The organism is Pseudoalteromonas rhizosphaerae, from assembly GCF_902498845.1.
In the GTDB taxonomy this organism is placed as follows: Bacteria; Pseudomonadota; Gammaproteobacteria; order Enterobacterales; family Alteromonadaceae; genus Pseudoalteromonas; species Pseudoalteromonas rhizosphaerae.
Window position 1 is genome coordinate 124251 of sequence record NZ_CABVLM010000013.1, and the last position, 21955, is coordinate 146205.

Here is a 21955-nt window from a genome sequence, read left to right on the forward strand (position 1 = left end):
CACCTAAAATGCCAAAGCGCTTGTTAAAAACGCAAACTTACTCGTTTAATAACTCATTAAGCGTTGTTATGTTTTTATCTTGCGATTCATAAACAGTATCAAATGGCTCACTTGACCAATCGCCGTGTTTACTTTGCCATGCAAACCAAGCAGATGAAATAAACTCAAACTCTTGCATTTCCTCCACCTCTTCACCGGCTAAAAAGTTAATTAACTGCGCTAACGTACAGTGCCCACTATCAACCAACGTTAACACCTCTGTTCCCATTAGCTCAGTGTCGTCATCAAGTAAAATGATAACAACCGATTCTACAATCAGTTCATACTCCTTATATTCCATTATTGGTGTAACGTATGACTCATCTTGATGGCCTAATAAAATACTGGCGTAGTTATCACTAACTTGACCATTTTTAAAAACTAATTGTTGATTCATTTATTTACCTTAACTGCCTTGATCGACTTATCTTATTCTTTAAATTATCAAATTTTGGGGGGTAATTCACAACTTATATAATCAAAAACAAGCTCAACACATTTCGTTCGAAAAGGTACACTTTATTCTCAATATGAAGGTGAGCAAGAAGCACTTGTTAAATTAGAATTATGAAAAATAGGCTAAGGTTATCAACGGCTGCTCATAGCACATTTAACAAAACCGATAATGCAAAGCCTTGAGGCAGACTGATAGGCTATTTTTTCGTTGGGTTTAGTTATCCCCTCTACGTTGCTTAATTTAACACCGCGCAAACTTAAAGCTTATGGCTTAAATTTTACGACTTAGCGCTTAAAACTCTACTATCCAAGCCATAAAAAAAGCAAGCCAATCGGCTTGCTCTTTACTCTTTGACCCGTAAAAGTCTTACACTTTCAAGTAGTCCATGATCCCTTCGGCGGCGTTACGCCCTTCGAAGATTGCGGTGACTACTAAATCTGAGCCGCGCACTATATCGCCGCCAGCAAAGATTTTAGGGTTAGTTGTTTGATGGGTAAATTCACCTTGCTCTGGTGCGTTAATGCCGCCCCAGTGATTTATCTCTACATCGTACTTTTCTAACCAGTCCATTTTGTGTGGTTTGAAACCAAATGCCATTATTACTTGGTCGGCTTCAATCACATGCTCAGAACCTGGTACTACTTCTGCGCGGCTGCGGCCTTTTTCATCTGGTTCACCCATTTGGGTTTTCACCATTTGTACGCCTGCAACATGGCCGTTGTCGTTTAGTACGATACCGGTTGGTTGCACGTTAAAGGTAAATTCAACGCCCTCTTCTTTGGCGTTTTTCACTTCACGTCTTGAACCTGGCATGTTTTCTTCATCACGACGATAAGCACAGATTACTTTTTCCGCACCTTGACGAATTGAAGTACGTACACAGTCCATCGCGGTATCACCACCACCAAGTACCACAACCTTTTGGTTAGCCATATCAAGATAAGCTTGGTTAGACTCATCATAGCCCATTACGCGGTTGGTATTACCGATTAAGAACGGTAATGCATCATGTACACCTGGTGCATCTTCGTTTTCAAGGCCAGCACGCATGCTTTGATAAGTCCCCACTCCCAAAAATACTGCGTCGTATTCGGCCAATATTTCATCCATAGTGATATCAACACCGACTTCAGTATTAAGTTTAAACTCAACCCCCATTTCGGTGAAAATTTCACGACGTTTTTGCATGACTTGTTTTTCAAGTTTGAACGATGGAATACCAAAAGTAAGCAAGCCACCAATTTCTGGATGACGGTCAAATACCACTGGTTTTACACCATTACGCACTAGAATATCAGCGCAACCTAGGCCTGCAGGGCCGGCACCGATGATAGCTACTTTTTTATCGGTCCATACCACGTACGACATATCAGGCTTCCAGCCCATTTTAAATGCAGTATCAGTAATATATTTTTCAATATTACCGATTGTTACTGCACCAAACTCTTCGTCTAATGTACATGAACCTTCACACAAACGATCTTGCGGGCACACCCGGCCACACACTTCTGGTAAACTATTTGTGCGATGTGATAGCTCCGCAGCTTCAAGAATACGGCCAGTACGAATTAACTTTAACCACTGTGGGATATAGTTATGCACTGGGCATTTCCATTCACAATAGGGGTTACCACAATCTAGGCAGCGGTCCGCTTGTGAGTTTACTTGCTTCTCTGAAAAGGGTTCGTAAATTTCAACAAATGATTTTTTACGTGACGAAATTGGCTTTTTGCGGGGATCAACCCGCTGCACGTCTATAAATTGATATACATTCTCGCTCATACTACCCCCTTACTGTGCTTGAACACGAAGTTCAGCACTACTACGAGCGCGATGCCCGAGTAAACTTTTCACATCACTTGATTTTGGCTTAACTAGTTTGAATTTTGGTAAATACATTTCAAAACTGGCTAAAATAGTTTCTGCACGGCTTGAGCCTGTTAGTTCTAAATGCTCAGCAATTAGACCACGCAAATGCTCTTGGTGTGACGCTAGCTCATCTAACAGCACCACTTCGACTAGCTCCGGATTGATGCGTTTTTCAAAGTCATTACGCTCATCCAAAATATAGGCAAAGCCACCGGTCATACCTGCACCAAAGTTCACGCCTACATTGCCCAGCACGCAAACTACGCCACCGGTCATGTACTCACAGCCATTATCACCTACGCCTTCAACAACCGCTTGCACGCCTGAGTTACGAACCGCAAAACGCTCTCCAGCACAACCTGCAGCAAACAGCTTGCCACCCGTTGCACCATATAAACAGGTATTACCTGCGATGGTCGCTTTGTGACTTTCAAATGACGAACCCAGTGGTGGGCGAATAACCAGCTTACCGCCCGCCATGCCTTTGCCTACGTAATCGTTAGCATCGCCGACTAGGGTCATTTCTAGGCCACCAGCATTCCATACACCAAATGATTGACCAGCGGTTCCGTGTAACTCAATCGAGACAGGATCAGCCGCCATGCCTTGATTGCCATGCTTATCAGCTATATAACCCGATAACATCGCGCCCACCGAACGGTCAGTGTTACAAATACGGCTGACCAGTGAAATACCGCTGCTCTCATCAATTGCTTGTTGAGCTTTAGCAAGTAAGGTTTCATTCAACTTACCTAAATAATGTGACGTATTAGGTGCGCTGCAGTATAAGGTTTCACCAGTTGGGTTATTCGGCTGTGCAATCACTGACGATAAGTCAATTTTTTGCTGCTTTGCCGTTTTACCTTCAATCGCTTCGAGTAAATCAAGACGACCGATTAAGTCTGTTAGTTTGGCAACCCCTAGGCTTGCCATAATTTCACGGGCTTCTTGAGCAATAAACTTAAAGTAGTTCATCGCCATTTCTGGGAGGCCATGGAAATGTTTTTGACGCAATGTTTCGTCTTGCGTTGCTACACCGGTTGCACAGTTATTTAGGTGGCAAATACGCAGATATTTACAACCAAGCGCAACCATAGGACCCGTACCAAAACCAAAGCTCTCTGCACCTAAAATAGCTGCTTTGATGATATCAAGGCCGGTTTTTAAACCACCATCAGTTTGCAAACGAATACGATGACGTAAACCGTTTTCAACCAGCGCTTGTTGTGTTTCAGCAAGACCAAGCTCCCACGGGCTACCCGCATATTTAACCGACGTTAGCGGGCTTGCGCCAGTACCGCCGTCATAGCCTGAAATAGTAATTAAATCAGCATATGCTTTAGCAACACCAGTGGCGATTGTGCCCACACCTGGCTCTGATACTAGTTTTACTGAGATCAACGCTTTAGGGTTTACTTGTTTTAAATCGAAAATAAGCTGAGCTAAATCTTCAATCGAATAAATATCGTGATGCGGTGGTGGCGAAATTAAGGTCACACCCGGTACCGAGTAACGAAGCTTAGCAATATACGGGGTTACTTTTTCGCCCGGCAATTGCCCGCCTTCACCTGGTTTTGCACCTTGCGCTACTTTAATTTGAATAACGTCAGCACTGCGTAAGTAATGTGGTGTTACCCCAAAACGACCTGATGCAACTTGCTTGATACGTGAATTTTTCTCAGTGCCATAGCGTAGTTTGTCTTCGCCGCCTTCACCTGAATTTGAACAGCCACCTAAGCGGTTCATCGCAATTGCAAGCGCTTCATGCGCCTCTGGCGATAATGCACCGATACTCATTGCAGCCGAGTCAAAACGCTTATATAGCTCAGTTGCAGGCTCTACTTCATCAATACTGATCCCTTCTGCTGGCAGTTTCAGTGCAAGCATGTCACGCAATGTGGCAATTGGGCGCTTATTAACAAGATCTGCGTATACGCTGTAATCAGAATATTCACCTGAGCGCACCGCTTTTTGTAGCGTTTGAATAACATCTGGGTTGTACGCGTGATACTCCCCGTCATGCACATACTTTAATAAGCCGCCATGGCTGAGTAATTTACGTTTACTTAATGCCAAAGTATGTAACTTGCGTTGATCATCATCAAAATCAGTAAAACACGCGCCTTTAATGCGACTTGCCACACCATTAAAACAGGTATCAACAATTGCATCCGACAAACCAACTGCTTCAAACAACATTGAACAACGATACGATGCCACGGTACTAATGCCCATTTTTGACATGATCTTGTACAAGCCTTTGTTGATTGCATTACGATAAGCAAGCGTAACTTGGCAATAGCTCTTGTTGATCACTTTAGAGTCGCTCATCGCAACCAGTGATTCATATGCTAAGTACGGGTAAATTGCCGTTGCACCAAAACCAATTAATACCGCAAATTGATGCGCGTCACGGACACTACCTGTTTCAATGATGATATTTGATTCACAACGTAAATTGTTATCAACTAAACGCTTTTGTACCGCTCCAACAGCCATAGCGGCAGGAATTGGTAATTTATTCTCATCAAAATTACGGTCACTCAAAAACAACATGACACAGCCACCAGCTGCTTTTTCTTGCGCTTCGTCACAAATACGGATTACTGCATCACCAAGGCCTTCTTCTTTGCTGTAGGTGATATCGATTTTGCAATAGCTGTAATGAGCCTGATCAGCGCTCAATAATTGTTGCATGTCTGCATACATTAGGATTGGCGTATCAAACTGTAGACGCTTAGCGTGGCCGGTGGTCTCGTTAAACACGTTTTGCTCACTACCGATACAGGTCGCCAGCGACATTACATGGTTTTCACGCAGTGGATCGATTGGCGGGTTAGTTACTTGCGCAAACTTTTGACGGAAGTAATCAAACAATGAACGGTTACCTTCAGAAAGCACTGCAAATGGTGTGTCATCACCCATTGAGCCGGTTGCTTCTTGGCCAATTTCACCCATTACGCGAATAACGCTATCAAGTTCTTCATTGGTGTAACCAAACATTTTTTGGTATTTCAGTAACGTTTCATCATCAAATGAACGGTTGCCCGCATCTTGCTCTGATAGCTGCTCAAACGGCGTTAAGCGCTTAACATTGGCCTCAAGCCATGCTTTATATGGGTGGCGAGATTTAAGGTCGCGATCAATTTCGTCTGAGTGCCAAATTTTACCTAACTGAGTATCAATAACTAACAGCTCACCAGGGCCAACGCGGCCTTTCTCAACCACTTCATCCGCAGTGTAATCCCAAATACCCACTTCAGAAGCTAGGGTAATAAAGCCATCCTGAGTGATCACATAACGTGCAGGACGCAGACCATTACGGTCCAAGTTACACGCAGCAAAACGCCCATCAGACATCACAATACCAGCTGGGCCATCCCATGGTTCCATGTGCATAGAGTTAAAGTCGTAAAATGCACGTAAGTCATCATCCATCGCACGGTTTTTCTGCCATGCAGGTGGTACTAGCATTCGCATAGCACGAAATAAATCCATGCCACCAGCTAAAAACAACTCAAGCATATTATCTAGGCTTGATGAATCTGAGCCGGTTTCATTGACAAAGGGTGCTGCTGATTGCAAATCTGGAATAAGCGGCGATGCAAACTTATATGAACGAGCACGAGCCCACTGGCGGTTACCTTGTATGGTGTTGATTTCACCATTGTGCGCTAAATAGCGGAACGGCTGAGCCAAGGGCCAACGCGGTTGTGTATTAGTTGAAAAACGTTGGTGAAATACACAAATTGCGCTGGTCATGCGGATATCGGCTAAATCTAAATAGAAGTTAGGCAAATCCACCGGCATCATTAAGCCTTTGTAGATAGTTACTAACCCTGACAAGCTGGCAATGTAAAAGCCTTCATCTTCGCTTAAACGCTTTTCAGCACGACGGCGCGCAACGTATAAACGACGCTCTAAATCTTTTGGGCGCCAGCCTTCTGGTGCATTAACAAAAATCTGTTCAAATTTAGGTAACTGCTTTATTGCAATTGGCCCTAAACATGATTCATCTGTTGGCACAATTCGCCAACCTTGAATATTGAGGGTTTCTTTTTCGAGTTCTTCACTCAATATATCTTTTGCAGCTTGCGCAAGTACTGGATCTGAGTTTAGGAAAATCATGCCAACGGCATAATTTTTACCTAAGTGCCAATTTTTTTCAGCGGCAATAGCACGAAAAAAGCTATCTGGCTTTTGTAATAATAAGCCACAGCCATCGCCTGTTTTACCATCGGCAGAAATACCACCACGGTGTTCCATACGGTCTAAGCCAGTGATCGCTGTACGAATTAAACGATGACTTGCCTGACCATTAACTTGGGCTATTAAGCCAAAGCCACAATTATCTTTTTCTAATTTTGAGTCGTATAACATAGACCCCTCCCCTTGCTACAACAGCTAGCTATGAATGACCTTCTCGACGGTTTGCTAGCAGACAGTCAAAACTATCGCCAATTGTACATTGAGTCAATAGCGCCTTGAATACATATTCACATTCTTGAATATTTCTCACCACAACACAATCTTTTTATTTCATGCCTATTTTTAACATTTAGCGATATTTTACCCGTTATTTTTTTATGACACTGGTGTCATATTTAACAAGTTGTAAAATAACCGCACTATAAACCTGCAGTTTACGTTAACGTAAACCAGTGTGGAAATGAATAAATATTCACTTAGTTATGTAGCGAAAATAAATGCTTTCTTTTTTATTCAATCTCTTTGCTGTCGTTCAAGGTCGATACCACAGCGCACATTAGAGTAAATACTCTTTTCAATGTCTTTTTATGGGTAAATTTAAAGCCACTAATTAATGCATAATTATCATCACAACAGTCATATTTTGCATAATTTACGCTAGTTAGTAAGTTTTTAGCTTACTCCCCCTGTTGACGCCTGCGACAGCTTCTTAGCCGCCATAGCAAAGTGTCCGCAGCGGACACAATTTATGTCCGCGGACACCAAATAATTTAAAAATAAATAATTATCTCATTAAAATCATAACATTAAATTTTGGCATGATATTCGAATAAACATTAAAAGATAATTACAGGACACAACTTATGTTTATTCTCAGTTTATTTTTAGTTTCACCAATCACTGTCTTAGTAGTGAGCTTGATGATCACTTACTGCGAGAATAGACATAGCTAAGGATCACTCATGATAAAAGATACCAGCGGACAAGATGTAAGTGTTACGCAAAGACGTAGTTACAAAAAACCATTAATAGTACTGGTGCTATCACTTGCTGTACTTGCTTTATGTGCACAAGCATTTATGGGTAACAATCAAGGTAGTATTTCTGTTGACCGGGCTTCTTTACAGATTGCTACCGTTAATATTAGTCGTTTAGTACGTGATGTAGCCGCCAGCGGTAAAATTGTTGCAGCAAATGCTCCCAAGGTTTATAGCCCAGAACGTGGCTATGTGGATTTACAAGTTAAAGCCGGTGATAAAGTAAATAAAGATGACATTATTGCTTTAGTCGATAGCCCAGAACTCAATAATGAACTAAAACAGCAACAATCGGTGTTAGCCCGCCTTGATGGTGAATTACAACGTAAGCACTTAGAAGCACGTCGACAAAAGTTAAGCTTAACCAAAACGCTTGATCTCGCCCAAGTAGAGCTCAATGCAGCAGACAGGGAAAATCGCCGTGCTAAGCTTTCTATCGAAAAAAACTTGATCAGCCAAATTGATTTAGAAAAAGCAGTTGATGATCTTGCCCGTGCCAAGCTTTCTTACAAACACGCTCAACAAGAAGTTGAACTTGCTAAAGATACACTCGCATTTGAACTCAAAGCTGCAGAGCGCGATCTTGCTCGCCAACAACTGATCGTTGATGATTTAAATCGCCAAGTCAGAAACTTAACTATTCAAGCCAGCGTCACCGGCATTGTTGGTAACCTGCTTGTACAACAAAAAGAAGCCGTTACCCAAAGTCAGCCGTTAATGACGCTGGTTGATTTAAGTAATTTTGAAGCACAACTGCAAGTACCTGAAAGTTACGCCAACGAACTCGGTTTAGGAATGGAAGTTGAGCTCACACTCGGGGCAAAAAAAGTGACTGGTGTGTTGTCGGCAATTTCGCCGGAAGTTAACAATCGTGAAGTAACTACTCGAGTACGCTTTGACGAAGAGCCAAAAGGCATTCGCCAAAACCAGCGATTAACAGCACGCATTTTATTAGAAAATCGTGATGACGTTTTACAAATCAAACGCGGTGCGTTTATGCAGCAAGGTGGTACGCAGGTTTACAAAGTTATCGGCGACACCGCACAACTGGTAAATATCACAACCGGGGCAAGCAGCATCAACGCAATAGAATTGCTACAAGGTGTTAGCTCAGGCGATCAGCTGATCATCTCCAGTTACGATAACTTTAAACAAGCGCCAACATTATTACTGAGATAAAAACAACCATATTACAAGGATCAACTCATGCTTAAAATGAACAATATTAGTAAACTGTATCAAACAGAAATGGTGCAAACCCATGCACTACGCGACTTTAATTTGCACGTAGATGAAGGTGAGTTTATTGCAGTAACTGGCCCTAGTGGCTCCGGGAAAACCACCTTTTTAAATATCGCAGGCATGTTAGAACCTTTTAGCAGTGGTGAATATCTGCTCGATGGTATTGATGTTGGCAAACTGAACGACAATCAACGGGCGGATTGTCGCAATCAAAAAATTGGTTTTATTTTCCAAGGCTTCAACCTGATCCCTGATTTAAATTTGTATGAAAACATTGAAGTGCCACTGCGCTACCGAGGTATTAAAGCAAGCGAGCGTAAACGTCGTATTGAACAGTGCTTAGAACAAGTAGGTCTAGCTTCTCGCGCTAAACATTTGCCGCAGCAGTTATCAGGTGGTCAACAGCAACGGGTAGCGATTGCCCGCGCCCTCGCCGGTGAGCCGCGCTTTTTATTAGCCGATGAACCAACAGGTAACCTAGACAGCTTAATGGCACGTCAAGTGATGGAATTGCTGGAGCAAATTAACCGTGACGGCGCGACCATCATTATGGTGACTCATGACCCAGAACTTGCCCGCAGAGCACCTCGTAATATTCAAGTGGTTGATGGTCAACTTGCCGACTTTACCTTGTATCAAGGCGCGCAAAACCTAAAAAATGTGGCTGGAGCGTAACTTATGCTATTACATTACCTCGATTTAAGTTGGCGTAGTTTTAAGCGCACACCACTGGTAAGCATGTTAATGGTGCTAGCCATTGCTATTGGGATTGGTGTAACCATGACCAGTTTAAGCGTTTATCATATGATGTCGGCGGATCCTATTCCCGAAAAAAGTAGTCAACTTTATGCTGTGCAATTACAAACCATGGATGAAGGCCATACGTGGTGGACCGAGGATAACCTTCCTATGCAACTGACTTATCAAGATGCAGTCAATTTACAGAATGCGCCGGTTCCTGAAAAAAAGGTCGCGATGATGCGTACTGGATTCTCAGTGTATCTAGATTCAGACAAAGTAAAGCCGTTTACCAGTAATGCACGGATGACTACGCCTAATTTTTTTAATATGTTTAATGTATCGTTTATTTACGGCGGTGAATGGAGTGAACAACAAGAGCAATCTGCCGCCCCTGTGGTGGTGATTTCAAAAGAACTCAACGATAAACTGTTTGCAGGAAACAACTCAATTGGCCAATTGATCTACTTAGATGATTACAGCTACGAAGTTGTTGGTGTGATCGCTGACTGGTCACTTAACCTTAAGTATTATGATTTAAATAATGGTGCATTTAATGAACCTGAAGAATTATTTTTACCATTTAGCTTAGTCAAAACCAAAGAGCTAACTAGTTGGGGCAACAGCAACGGTTGGAAACATGAGAATATCAATAGCTACGCCGATAGAATGCAATCGGAAATAGTTTGGATCCAATTTTGGGCGCAACTAGATAACGCGGAGCAAAAAGCAAACTACGAAAATTATCTTAATTCTTACATTCAAGAGCAAAAAAAGCGTGGCCGCTTTGCCCGAGAAAAACCCGAATATAAGCTACGTGATGTTAACCAATGGATGCAATACAACAATGTCGTTAGTGAAGACAATAAAATATTGGTCGGCTTAAGTTTTATGTTTTTAGCAGTGTGTTTAGCCAATATTCTTGGTTTATTGTTAGCTAAGTTTTTGCGTCGGGCACCGGAGGTAGGTGTGCGCCGAGCACTAGGCGCCAGTAAACGACAAGTGTTTTTACAACACCTTGTTGAAGTGGCTATGCTTGGATGTTTTGGCGGCCTAGTCGGTATCGTACTTGCGCAATTAGGTTTGTGGGCTGTTCGTCAAAGTTATGATTACTATTCATCAATCGCCACAATGGATATCACTATGTTACTCAGTGCACCTGTTATCGCTATTACAACCTGCATAGTAGCCGGGCTTTATCCTGCATGGCTAGTTTGCCGTACTAACCCTGCTATTTATCTTAAAAGCCAATAAGGAGCACACTAATGTTAGAGATCAAACCTATATTTCATGCTCTTTGCCGCTCAAAAGTCGGGGCAATATTACTCTTAATTCAAATTGCCATAACCACCGCAATCGTTAGTAATGCGGCATTTATTATCCAAGATAGAGTCGCTTTTTTAAATCAAGAAACCGGTTATCCAGAGCAAGACTTGTTTATGTTTAATGTGATGACGTTTGGTAAAGATATCGATTTAAGTCAACAGTTTGAATTAGACGAAGCAATGTTAAGAGCACTACCTGGGGTTGTAAATGCAGCACAAAGCAGCAGTATTCCCCTATCCGGTAGTGGCAGTGCATCAAGCTTTAATTTGAAACCGGCTCCTCAAGAAAGTAAAAGTATCCGTAGTTCTTATATTTTCATTGATGAGCATGGTTTAGACACTTATGGTGTAAAACTAATTGCAGGGCGCAACTTTACAGAGGATGAAGTAACAATCACTAATTCACCTACTGAGAGAACTACCAATGTTACTGTTGTCACGCAAGCTTTACTCGATGAACTTTTTCCTGAAGGTGATGGCCTCGGCAAAACAATTTATTTTGGCGATTTGCCTTTGACGATTATCGGTGTGGCAGATCATATGAAGAGCCCTTGGCTTAAAGATAGTCACCCAAATAATGTTGCGCTGATCCCTTATATTCAAGGCAAAACTTACGCACAATTTGCAGTCAGAACCAAGCATGGTCAACGTGCAGCTGTGATGAAGCAAATCGAAACCGCGATGCTGAATAATTACAATAAACGGGTGATCAACAATATCAATGGCTTAGATCAACTTAAAGACGAATATGTTGCAGCAGACAAATTGATGATGCGTATGCTGATTGTGCTCATCACGATATTAGTACTGGTAACTGCATTGGGGATTTTTGGCTTAACCTTATTTAATATCAGCAAACGCACCAAGCAAATAGGCACTCGCCGTGCATTAGGAGCCAGAAAATCAGCCATTATTAACTACTTTTTAGTTGAAAATGCGATGATCTGCTGCGTGGGGTTGCTCCTTGGCATTATTGCGGCGCTGTTACTTGGTCAATTATTAATGCAGCACTTTTCAATTGCCGCACTGCCACCGAGCTATATCGCAGGCACTGCCATTATGGTGTTTGTTATGAGCTTACTTGCCGTGTTTGGCCCTGCAAAACGTGCCGCCAACATATCACCGAGTATCGCCACGCGAACAATATAAAGCAGCTCCCAACCTATGCTACACTGGTTTAATACCGTGTAGCATTTTGAAATAAAGATAACAAAAACAGCGATTAAATTCACATGGAAAAAATACTTATTGTCGATGACAACCCTGCCATATTAGAAGCCTTGTCATTACTGTTAGAAATTCATGACTATCAGGTTGTGACTGCAAAAACGCAGCTTGAAGCCTTACAAATAGTGCAATACCAACGTATCGCGCTGGTTATTCAAGATATGAATTTTAGTAATGACACCACCTCTGGCGAAGAAGGTAAAGCGTTGTTTTATCAACTAAGAGCTCTCAACCCGCACTTACCGATTATTTTGATCACCGCGTGGACTGAACTGGCCAGCGCCATAGAGCTAGTCAAAGCCGGCGCCGCTGATTACTTACCTAAACCATGGGACGATAGCAAGCTCCTCACCTGTGTTAATAACTTAATCGAACTTGGCCAAGCAAAACAACAAAATGTAATGTATGCGCGCCACCAGCAAGAGCGAACATCAAGTTTAGCCGATGCCAACCTAGTTGGTTTAGTGTATCAAAGTACCGCCATGGAAAAAATTCTCAATATGGCAATACAAGTCGCTAAGTCAGATGTCTCTGTGCTAATAACAGGTGCAAATGGCAGTGGTAAAGAACGCATTGCACAAATTATTCAAGCCAATTCTCACTTAAACCATGCCCCGTTTTTGACCATCAATGCCGGAGCCCTGCCCCATGATTTAATTGAAGCCGAATTATTTGGCGCTGAAGCGGGTGCTTATACTGGCATCACCAAACAGCGAATTGGTCGCTTTGAGGCCGCTGATGGTGGTACGCTGTTTTTAGATGAAATTGGTAACCTGCCATTATCAGGGCAAATGAAACTACTGCGCGTGTTACAAACTGGTGAGTTTGAACGACTCGGTTCAACAAAAACACAAAAAGTAAATGTTCGGGTTATTTCAGCTACCAATGAAGATTTAAAAGCGGCCATTCATGCAGGTCGATTTAGAGAAGACTTATATTATCGCCTCAACGTGATTGAGCTAAATTTACCCAGTTTAGCGCAAAGACCAGATGATATTTTAGCGCTTGCTAAACACTTCTTAGGCGAGCGCGAATTATCGCTTACAACAGAGCAAGGATTACTCGCGCACAATTGGCCCGGCAACGTTCGTGAGCTAGAAAATGCCTGTAAACGCGCAGCCGTACTCAAACCTAATGGCGACATTACCCTCGATGATTTTGCTCTACAATCGCAACCGCTGCACACTAACTTTGCTAAACAAGAACCCAGTAGAGTAGAACTAGAACAAGCTATGCGTCAGCACCAAGGAGTGATCGCAAAAGTTGCCAGACAGTTTGGTTTAAGTCGTCAAGCACTGTACCGCCGTTTGCAGAAATTTGAGATTGATTACTAATGGAAAAAAATAAACCGGCACTGTCTCTCACTCGTAAAATAGTGCTGATATGTAACATCTCTGCACTTATTCCTGTTTGGCTCATCTGCTGGTTAACCCATTTAAGCTGGCCTTCACTATTAATAACAACGCTGCTCACATCGCTGCTGGCAAGTTATTTATCTTTTCGGCTCAGCCGCACTCTGGTGCAAGGCATACACTCACTTGAAACTGGTTTGCTTAATTTTAAAGACGGTGAATTAGCCACCTTACTAGCTTATAACGGCAACGATGAATTAGGCCGCTTGTGTCAATTGTATAATCAAACTGCAAAGCAATTACGCCAAGAGAAACAATGGATCTATCAGCGCGAGCTGATGCTTGATAAAGTGCTACAAAGCTCTCCCCAAGCCGTTATTTTAAAAAATGATAAAGGCTTTATTGTTTATAGTAACTACAGTGCCCGAGACCTTTTTAATGCCAAAACAGCGCTTGAAGGAAGTCAGTTTGCACACCTGCTTGAAAATGCTCATCCACAGTTAAACAATGCTTTAACGCGCGGTAGCGATGGTTTATTTACGCTAGATACTGAAGACCAAGAATCTCAAGCGTGGCATTTATCAACCGGTAAGTTATTACTTAACAATCAATACCATTACTTATATGTCTTTAAACAACTCACCCGCGAACTTAGCCGTCAAGAAGTCGAAGTGTGGAAAAAGGTCATTCGGATCATCAGTCACGAACTTAATAACTCTCTGGGGCCCATGTCGTCAATGCTGCACAGCGGCCAGTTACTCAGTGAAAAAGTAGACGAACCCAGACTTAGCCGCGTGTTTGCTACCATTTCTGAACGCATCAAACATTTAAACGACTTTGTACAAGGCTATGGCAAATTTGCCAAACTGCCCACTCCTCAGCCAAGCGCAATTAATTGGCAAGTGTTGCTCACACAACTGCAAAATCAATGGTGTTTTATGCTCGATATAAGTAATGACGTGCATACACTGGCTGATCCGACTCAAGTCGAGCAGCTACTGATCAACTTAATAAAAAATGCTCACGAATCAGGCTCTGCAAGCGAACATATAAGTGTCACTGTTACACAGAATATTAAAGGCACACATATCAGTGTAAACGACCAAGGTAAAGGTATGAGTGAGCAAGTGATGGCCAATGCATTAATCCCATTTTATTCAACTAAAGTCGCTGGTAGTGGTTTGGGGTTAGCATTGTGCCGTGAAATAGTCGAAGCGCATCATGGTCAAATTAGCTTACACAATCGTAAGCACGGTGGGCTTAGTGTTCATGTCATTCTGCCCCACGGTCCTAACAAACAATCACAAAAAAGCCGCAATTAAGCGGCTTTTTGTTGATTTGCTGATAAACGTTACTCAGCGTCAGCTTCTTTATATTTAGCTGCTGTTTCGGTGATCAGTGGTTGTAATTCACCACGTTGAAACATTTCAATGATAATGTCACAACCACCAATTAATTCGCCATCAACCCACAGTTGTGGAAATGTTGGCCAATTGGCATATGCTGGTAATTCAGCTCGGATATCAGGATTTAGTAAAATATCAACATAGGCAAACGGTTCACCGCATGACATTAATGCTTGAGATGCTTGTGAAGAAAAACCACAATTTGGTAATTTAGGCGATCCTTTCATATAAAGGATAATTGGATTTTCAGAAATCTGCTGTTTAATTTTATCAATGGTTTCCATCTACAACCTCAAAAGTGACGATAGCTGAACATATTAAGGCTTGAAAAATTTTCATTAAGCCTCATATATGTATCTTAAAGTGGGCAAATAAAGCCGCAATCGAAATAGTCTTGCATTTGCACTGCTGTTTGGCATTGCTGTTTGCTAAAACTTGAGTAAAATACTCAACAATTATAGTAACACTATAATCTCATTTGGTATAGGTAACTACCCTGTTTGAACAGGCATTAACTATTACTATTTGAACTATCAACCAAAAGAAGATGGAGATAAAAAATGGCATTTGAACTACCGTCACTACCATATGCAATTAATGCACTTGAGCCACATATTTCACAAGAAACATTAGAGTTTCACCACGGCAAGCACCACAACACTTATGTGACTAAACTTAACGGTTTAATCCCAGGTACTGAATTTGAAGGTAAATCACTTGAAGAAATCGTATGTTCTTCTGAAGGTGGCGTATTTAACAATGCAGCACAGATCTGGAACCATACTTTTTACTGGAACAGCCTATCTCCAAATGGCGGTGGCGAAGCAACAGGCGCTGTTGCAGATGCTATCAATGCTAAATGGGGTTCTTTTGAAGCATTCCAAGCAGCTTTTGATGATAAAGCAGTAAACAACTTTGGTTCAAGCTGGACATGGTTAGTTAAATTAGCTGATGGTTCTTTAGACATCGTTAATACTTCTAACGCAGCAACGCCACTAACTCAAGACGGTGTAACACCGATCCTGACTGTGGACCTGTGGGAACATGCTTACTACATTGATTTCCGTAACGTTCGTCCAGACTACTTAAAAGCATTCTGGTCGCTTGTTAACTGGGAATTCGCGAACGCTAACTTCGCATAATTGATTGCTCGTTCTGAGCAAGCCCAATTTAAAAGACGCTCCGGCGTCTTTTTTGTTTTCTAACATAAATTTTTAATTTTATTGCACAAAAAATCAAATTCGTGACTAAGCTTTAAATAACCTTTGCTTCTTTTTTAATTTGTAAGCACCTAGTTTAAGCAGGTTTTTCGGAGGTTTCCATGAGTATTTTTGAGCATTACCAAGCACGATACGAAGCGGCACAAGAAGAAGAGTATAGTATCGCTGAGTTCTTAGAGATTTGTAAAACTGATAAATCGGCTTATGCCAGCGCACCAGAGCGATTATTAGCGGCCATTGGTGAGCCAAAAATGATCGATACTTCAAAGGATGCACGGTTAAGTCGATTATTTTCAAACAGAGTAGTAGCACGTTACCCTGCCTTTAATGATTTTTACGGTATGGAGGATGCGATTGAACAAATCGTTTCTTACCTAAAACATGCCGCGCAAGGCCTTGAAGAATGTAAACAAGTGCTTTATCTACTTGGACCTGTTGGCGGTGGTAAATCATCGATTGCCGAAAAGCTAAAATATTTAATGCAACAAGTGCCTATTTACTCAATTAAAGGCTCACCGGTCAATGACCACCCGTTGGCGCTTTTTGATCCTAATGAAGATGCTGAGCTGATGGCAAAAGAATACGGAATAAAGCCCCGTTACTTAAAAACTATTATGTCACCATGGGCCACTAAGCGCTTATCTGAATTTAATGGTGATATTAGCCAGTTTAAAGTGGTAAAACGCTACCCCTCTATTTTAAATCAAATTGCTATTGCAAAAACTGAACCTGGGGATGAAAACAACCAAGATATTTCCGCTTTAGTCGGTAAAGTTGATATTCGCAAACTAGAACATTTTGCTCAAAACGATGCTGATGCTTATGCTTATTCCGGTTCATTATGTCTTGCAAATCAAGGTTTAATGGAATTTGTTGAGATGTTTAAAGCGCCAATCAAAGTATTGCATCCGCTTTTAACAGCCACGCAAGAGGGAAATTATAATGGCACCGAAGGTATTAGTGCACTGCCCTTTAATGGCATGATTTTGGCTCATTCAAACGAATCAGAATGGCAGACCTTTAAAAACAACAAGAACAATGAAGCCTTTTTAGACCGTGTTTACATCGTCAAAGTGCCGTATTGTTTACGTGCATCTGAAGAGGTAAAAATCTACGACAAGCTATTGGAACATAGTGAATTATATAATGCTCCTTGCGCGCCAGGCACACTGGAAACATTGGCAAAATTTACCACGCTATCACGGCTAAAAGATCCAGAAAACTCTAGTATCTACTCAAAAATGCGGGTATATGACGGCGAAAGCTTGAAAGACACCGATCCTAAAGCTAAATCGTATCAAGAGTATCGAGATTATGCCGGTGTAGATGAAGGCATGACCGGACTATCAACTCGGTTTGCATTTAAAATTTTATCGCGCGTGTTTAACTTTGACACACTTGAGGTAGCGGCAAACCCAGTGCATTTATTTTATGTATTAGAGCAACAAATTGAACGAGAGCAATTCTCTGCCGACGTTGAAGAACGCTACTTAAGCCACTTGAAAGGCTATTTAATCCCGCAGTATGTTGAGTTTATTGGTAAAGAACTGCAAACAGCTTATTTAGAGTCTTACTCTGAGTACGGGCAAAACATTTTTGACCGCTATGTCACTTATGCTGATTTTTGGATCCAAGACCAAGAGTATCGCGACCCTGATACCGGCCAGCTATTCAACCGCGAAGCATTAAATGCCGAACTTGAAAAAATTGAAAAACCAGCAGGCATTTCAAATCCAAAAGATTTCCGTAACGAAATCGTTAATTTTGTATTGCGTGCACGGGCGCACAACAATGGTAAAAATCCATTGTGGACCAGCTATGAAAAACTGCGCACTGTGATTGAGAAAAAAATGTTCTCCAATACTGAAGAACTATTACCCGTTATTTCCTTCAATGCGAAAACATCCGCAGAAGATCAGAAAAAACATGAAGATTTTGTCAATCGTATGGTGGAAAAAGGATATACCCAAAAGCAAGTTCGTTTGTTATCAGAGTGGTATTTACGCGTGCGTAAATCGCAATAACACGCAGCTGTGTATTTTTAGGGGGTCTTTATGGCGCATTTTATAGACCGTCGCCTGAACGGTAAGAATAAGAGCACGTTAAATCGTCAACGCTTTATCAGGCGCTATAAAAAACAGATCAAAGAAGCGGTGTCAGATGCAATAAATAAACGCAGTGTCACTGACTCCAGTAGCGGTGAGAGTATTTCGATCCCGCAACGGGATATAAGTGAACCTACTTTCCATCAAGGTAAAGGGGGCGATAGAGAACAAATTCATCCTGGTAACGATCAGTTCTCAACCGGTGATAAAATTAAACGCCCGCAAGGTGGCCAAGGTGGTGGAGCCGGCGAAGGTGAAGCGAGTGACTCTGGTGAAGGAGAAGATGACTTTGTCTTCTCGATTTCTAAAGATGAGTATCTAGACTTACTGTTTGAAGACTTAGAACTGCCAAATTTACAGCAAAACCAGTTAGACAAACTCGTGCAAATGAAAACTCATCGTGCTGGTTTTTGTAGTGATGGTATGCCGAGTAATATTGATATTGTGCGTTCACTTCAGGGCTCACTTGCAAGGCGTGTTGCGATGAGCGCGGGTAAAAAGCGTCAATTAGCAGAGCTTGAAGCACAGCTTTGCCTATTAATGGCTGAGCCTGAACCTGATATAGCTGCTATTGCATTAATGGAGCAAGAAATCGCCGCATTACAAAAACGCATCAGTGCAGTGCCCTTTATTGATAATTACGATTTGCGCTTTCGTAACTATGAAAAACAGCCTCATCCAACTAGTAAAGCGGTGATGTTTTGTATTATGGATGTGTCGGGCTCGATGGATCAAGCAACCAAAGATATGGCAAAACGTTTTTATATTTTGCTTTATCAATTTTTGACCCGCAGTTATAAAGACATTGAAGTGGTGTATATTCGCCATCATACCCAAGCCAAAGAGGTCGACGAACAGGAGTTTTTCTATTCCCAAGAAACTGGCGGCACAATTGTCTCCAGCGCACTGAAGTTAATGAATGAGATAATTACCGAGCGTTATAACGCTGGCGAGTGGAATGTGTATGCAGCACAAGCCTCTGATGGCGACAATTGGGCAGATGACTCTCCCCAATGCTCAGAGATCTTACGCAACAAGTTGCTCAGTACCATTCGCTATTACGCTTATATTGAGATCACTACCCGCGCCCATCAGAGCCTATGGCGTGAGTATCAAAATATTTGTCAAACTCATAATAACTTTGCTATTCAACATATACGCAATGTTGAAGATATTTACCCTATTTTCCGTGAGTTATTCAAGAAGAGTCGTCAACACCAAGGGGCAGCCTAGGCTGTACAGCGAGGTATTTATATGACCAATAAACGAATGAGTGATGGGCCAGATTGGACATTTGAATTACTACAACAATACCAAGACGAAATTGCGCGGGTTGCTGAACATTATCGCCTCGATACTTATCCTAATCAGATTGAAGTGATCACCGCAGAACAAATGATGGATGCCTATTCCAGTGTTGGTATGCCTATTGGCTATAGTCACTGGTCTTATGGTAAAAAATTTATTCAAACTGAGCAAAACTACAAACGCGGACAAATGGGATTGGCTTATGAAATTGTCATAAACTCGAATCCTTGTATTGCTTATTTAATGGAAGAAAATACCCTTCCAATGCAGGCTTTAGTGATGGCGCACGCTTGCTACGGGCACAACTCGTTTTTTAAAGGTAATTATTTATTTAAAACATGGACTGATGCCAGCTCTATTATTGACTACCTATTATTTGCAAAAAATTATATTGCTCGTTGCGAAGAAAAACATGGCATTGATGAAGTCGAAAACCTACTTGATTCATGCCATGCACTTATGAATTACGGTGTCGATCGTTATAAACGCCCACAGCAAATATCTTTATTTGAAGAACAAAAACGCCAACAAGAGCGCGAAGATTACTTACAATCACAAGTGAACGAACTTTGGCGCACAATACCTTCACATCAACAGGAAACTAAAAAACACGAGCGTCATTTTCCTTCAGAGCCACAAGAAAATATTTTGTATTTTATAGAAAAAAACGCGCCATTACTGGAATCTTGGCAACGAGAAATAATTCGTATTGTGCGTAAAATCTCACAATATTTTTATCCTCAAAAGCAAACCCAAGTAATGAATGAAGGCTGGGCAACGTTTTGGCATTATACTATTTTGAATCACTTATATGATGAAGGGAAACTCACTGACTCATTCATGTTAGAGTTTTTACAAAGTCATACTAATGTTGTGTTTCAGCCCCCTTACAATAGTAATTATTATTCGGGTATTAACCCTTATGCGCTGGGTTTTAATATGATGGTGGATATCCGCCGTATTTGTGAAAACCCTACCGAAGAAGATAAACAGTGGTTTCCAGAATATGCCGGGAGCAACTGGTTAGATACGCTGCACTTTGCAATGGAAAACTTTAAAGACGAAAGTTTTATTAGTCAATTTTTATCACCCAAACTTATTCGTGACTTTAAATTATTCACTATTATCGATCATGAAAAAGATCCGAATCTACAAGTTGGTGCGATCCACGATGAAAGCGGCTATCACGCGGTACGGACTGCGCTCTCAGCACAATATAATCTCAGTAATCACGAACCCAACATTCAGATCTATGATGTTGATATTAGAGGTGATCGCTCTTTAACCTTGCGCTACGTGCCACATCAAGATATTCCACTGGCAAAGTCTCACCATGAGGTATTAAAACACCTTTACAGACTATGGGGCTTTAAGGTAAAACTGGAACAAGAGTCAACCTCTGGCGAATTGAATATACTCGGGCAATGTCCATCAGATGATTCACGCCATACAACAGAGTGAATAGAATGGATAAAAAGCTTCTCGTACTAATTGATTCAGTAGAATTTGCACGTACTGCTATTTTGCACGCGAAACACAAAGCAATTGGTAAGCAAAAACATATTGATATTGTCGCCTTTGCCTATGAAAGTGCAGGTAATATTTTGTTCTCGCCGCCAGCTGAACAATTGCAAGTAATTCAAGAAACAAGGTTGGCTACTCTCAAAAAAGAATTAGTACCACTACTTGAAAGCGAATTGTCAGAATCAGATTATTCATTAAATATTATTTGGCATGAGGCACCTGAGCAATGGTTAGCCAATGAGAGTGACTTTGAAAATTATGAGATGGTGATAAAAACGCGCCATATTGACGAACATTGTCAATTTAGTGAACTTGACTGGCAGTTGATCCGCTTTACCCCGCTACCACTTTATTTAGCTGCGGATAATACTTGGCGCAATAACACCAATGTGTTAGCTGCACTTGATTTAGGTAGCGAAAAAGCCACTAAATACAAACTAAACAAAGATATGATTGAAACTGGTTTAGCGTATTCCAAGCATTATGACTGTCAGTTTTATACTTGTTATACCGTTCATGTTTCCCCAATTTTAAGAGACTTAGGCATCGTATTTTCAGACGAACAAGTACTGAATGCTTTTGAGAAACTACCTGTCATTCAACGTAATTTAATTCTTGAGCACGATCTTAAAAATAACCTTCACATAAAAGCGGGCTTAGCCGAGCAAGTGATCCCAAGTATCGCAGCTAAGCTTAATGCAGGTCTTGTGATCATGGGCTCAGTAGGCAACATAGGTATAAAAGGTAAGTTAATTGGCAATACCGCTGAAAAAGTTATGCGGTTACTAAAAACAGACTTGCTTATTTTACCTCCTGAATGTTAGATAATTGCTAGTGATAATATAAAAAATGACGCATTTTGCGTCATTTTTTATGCCTATTAAAAGCAACCTAGTT

The 21955-nt window shown here is 41.4% G+C and carries 15 protein-coding genes; 11 read left to right on the top strand and 4 right to left on the bottom strand.

Annotation, left to right across the window (positions count from 1 at the left end):
- Window positions 1-37: 37 nt before the first annotated feature.
- The 3 genes from PSR9079_RS18475 to gltB all read right to left on the bottom strand — a co-directional run bounded on the left by PSR9079_RS18475 (window position 38) and on the right by gltB (window position 6745).
- Entirely contained in the window at window positions 38-436 is a 399-nt protein-coding gene (locus tag PSR9079_RS18475) for a hypothetical protein (RefSeq protein ID WP_138585062.1), read from the bottom strand.
- Window positions 437-862: 426 nt separating this feature from the next.
- Entirely contained in the window at window positions 863-2278 is a 1416-nt protein-coding gene (locus tag PSR9079_RS18480) for an FAD-dependent oxidoreductase (protein WP_149982771.1), read from the bottom strand.
- A 9-nt stretch (window positions 2279-2287) separates the two neighbouring features.
- Window positions 2288-6745 carry a glutamate synthase large subunit gene (gltB, locus tag PSR9079_RS18485; protein ID WP_149982772.1) on the bottom strand — a complete coding sequence of 1486 codons (4458 nt, stop codon included), beginning with the start codon at window positions 6743-6745 and terminating at the stop codon, window positions 2288-2290.
- Between the two features lie 791 nt (window positions 6746-7536).
- Here gltB and PSR9079_RS18490 point away from each other — a divergent pair.
- The 6 genes from PSR9079_RS18490 (at window position 7537) to PSR9079_RS18515 (ending at window position 14817) form a co-directional block, all read left to right on the top strand.
- Complete coding sequence (locus PSR9079_RS18490) at window positions 7537-8790, top strand: efflux RND transporter periplasmic adaptor subunit (RefSeq protein WP_149982773.1); 1254 nt, start codon at window positions 7537-7539, stop codon at window positions 8788-8790.
- Between the two features lie 27 nt (window positions 8791-8817).
- Window positions 8818-9528 (top strand): ABC transporter ATP-binding protein, encoded by a 711-nt coding sequence (locus PSR9079_RS18495; protein ID WP_145242138.1) that lies wholly within the window; start codon window positions 8818-8820, stop codon window positions 9526-9528.
- A gap of 3 nt (window positions 9529-9531) precedes the next feature.
- The gene (locus PSR9079_RS18500; protein ID WP_149982774.1) at window positions 9532-10845 is read left to right on the top strand and encodes an ABC transporter permease; all 1314 of its coding nucleotides are present in this window, start codon (window positions 9532-9534) and stop codon (window positions 10843-10845) included.
- Between the two features lie 11 nt (window positions 10846-10856).
- The gene (locus PSR9079_RS18505; RefSeq protein ID WP_149982775.1) at window positions 10857-12065 is read left to right on the top strand and encodes an ABC transporter permease; all 1209 of its coding nucleotides are present in this window, start codon (window positions 10857-10859) and stop codon (window positions 12063-12065) included.
- A gap of 83 nt (window positions 12066-12148) precedes the next feature.
- A complete protein-coding gene (locus tag PSR9079_RS18510; protein WP_145242142.1) occupies window positions 12149-13477 on the top strand; it encodes a sigma-54-dependent transcriptional regulator in 1329 nt (442 codons plus the stop codon).
- A complete protein-coding gene (locus PSR9079_RS18515; protein WP_149982776.1) occupies window positions 13477-14817 on the top strand; it encodes a sensor histidine kinase in 1341 nt (446 codons plus the stop codon). Before PSR9079_RS18510 ends, PSR9079_RS18515 begins: the two co-directional genes overlap by 1 nt.
- Before the next feature lie 29 nt (window positions 14818-14846).
- Here the strand turns inward: PSR9079_RS18515 and PSR9079_RS18520 are convergent, their stop codons facing one another.
- Window positions 14847-15185, bottom strand: coding sequence for a Grx4 family monothiol glutaredoxin (locus tag PSR9079_RS18520; RefSeq protein ID WP_064665960.1), 339 nt, complete (start codon window positions 15183-15185; stop codon window positions 14847-14849).
- A 276-nt stretch (window positions 15186-15461) separates the two neighbouring features.
- On the opposite strand from PSR9079_RS18520, the gene PSR9079_RS18525 reads away from it, so the two are divergent.
- From PSR9079_RS18525 to PSR9079_RS18545, 5 genes are all read left to right on the top strand, one after another.
- Window positions 15462-16043, top strand: a complete 582-nt coding sequence (locus tag PSR9079_RS18525) for a superoxide dismutase (protein ID WP_145242146.1) — start codon at window positions 15462-15464, stop codon at window positions 16041-16043.
- Window positions 16044-16222: 179 nt separating this feature from the next.
- The gene (locus PSR9079_RS18530) at window positions 16223-18145 is read left to right on the top strand and encodes a PrkA family serine protein kinase (RefSeq protein WP_149982777.1); all 1923 of its coding nucleotides are present in this window, start codon (window positions 16223-16225) and stop codon (window positions 18143-18145) included.
- A gap of 30 nt (window positions 18146-18175) precedes the next feature.
- Window positions 18176-19459, top strand: coding sequence for a YeaH/YhbH family protein (locus PSR9079_RS18535; protein WP_145242150.1), 1284 nt, complete (start codon window positions 18176-18178; stop codon window positions 19457-19459).
- A 21-nt stretch (window positions 19460-19480) separates the two neighbouring features.
- A complete protein-coding gene (locus PSR9079_RS18540; RefSeq protein WP_149982778.1) occupies window positions 19481-20995 on the top strand; it encodes a SpoVR family protein in 1515 nt (504 codons plus the stop codon).
- Window positions 20996-21000: 5 nt separating this feature from the next.
- Window positions 21001-21882: a universal stress protein gene (locus PSR9079_RS18545; protein WP_149982779.1), complete on the top strand. Its 882-nt coding sequence runs from the start codon at window positions 21001-21003 to the stop codon at window positions 21880-21882.
- The last annotated feature ends 73 nt before the right edge of the window (window positions 21883-21955 follow it).

Excerpts from the sequence above, each read along its gene's own strand:
- PSR9079_RS18510 (WP_145242142.1), top strand. The coding sequence starts at position 12,149 with ATGGAAAAAATACTTATTGTCGATGACAACCCTGCCATATTAGAAGCC.
- PSR9079_RS18480 (WP_149982771.1), bottom strand. The coding sequence starts at position 2,278 with ATGAGCGAGAATGTATATCAATTTATAGACGTGCAGCGGGTTGATCCC.
- PSR9079_RS18475 (WP_138585062.1), bottom strand. The coding sequence starts at position 436 with ATGAATCAACAATTAGTTTTTAAAAATGGTCAAGTTAGTGATAACTAC.
- PSR9079_RS18545 (WP_149982779.1), top strand. The coding sequence starts at position 21,001 with ATGGATAAAAAGCTTCTCGTACTAATTGATTCAGTAGAATTTGCACGT.
- PSR9079_RS18520 (WP_064665960.1), bottom strand. The coding sequence starts at position 15,185 with ATGGAAACCATTGATAAAATTAAACAGCAGATTTCTGAAAATCCAATT.
- PSR9079_RS18495 (WP_145242138.1), top strand. The coding sequence starts at position 8,818 with ATGCTTAAAATGAACAATATTAGTAAACTGTATCAAACAGAAATGGTG.
- PSR9079_RS18515 (WP_149982776.1), top strand. The coding sequence starts at position 13,477 with ATGGAAAAAAATAAACCGGCACTGTCTCTCACTCGTAAAATAGTGCTG.
- PSR9079_RS18525 (WP_145242146.1), top strand. The coding sequence starts at position 15,462 with ATGGCATTTGAACTACCGTCACTACCATATGCAATTAATGCACTTGAG.
- PSR9079_RS18535 (WP_145242150.1), top strand. The coding sequence starts at position 18,176 with ATGGCGCATTTTATAGACCGTCGCCTGAACGGTAAGAATAAGAGCACG.
- PSR9079_RS18500 (WP_149982774.1), top strand. The coding sequence starts at position 9,532 with ATGCTATTACATTACCTCGATTTAAGTTGGCGTAGTTTTAAGCGCACA.
- gltB (WP_149982772.1), bottom strand. The coding sequence starts at position 6,745 with ATGTTATACGACTCAAAATTAGAAAAAGATAATTGTGGCTTTGGCTTA.
- PSR9079_RS18540 (WP_149982778.1), top strand. The coding sequence starts at position 19,481 with ATGACCAATAAACGAATGAGTGATGGGCCAGATTGGACATTTGAATTA.
- PSR9079_RS18490 (WP_149982773.1), top strand. The coding sequence starts at position 7,537 with ATGATAAAAGATACCAGCGGACAAGATGTAAGTGTTACGCAAAGACGT.
- PSR9079_RS18505 (WP_149982775.1), top strand. The coding sequence starts at position 10,857 with ATGTTAGAGATCAAACCTATATTTCATGCTCTTTGCCGCTCAAAAGTC.
- PSR9079_RS18530 (WP_149982777.1), top strand. The coding sequence starts at position 16,223 with ATGAGTATTTTTGAGCATTACCAAGCACGATACGAAGCGGCACAAGAA.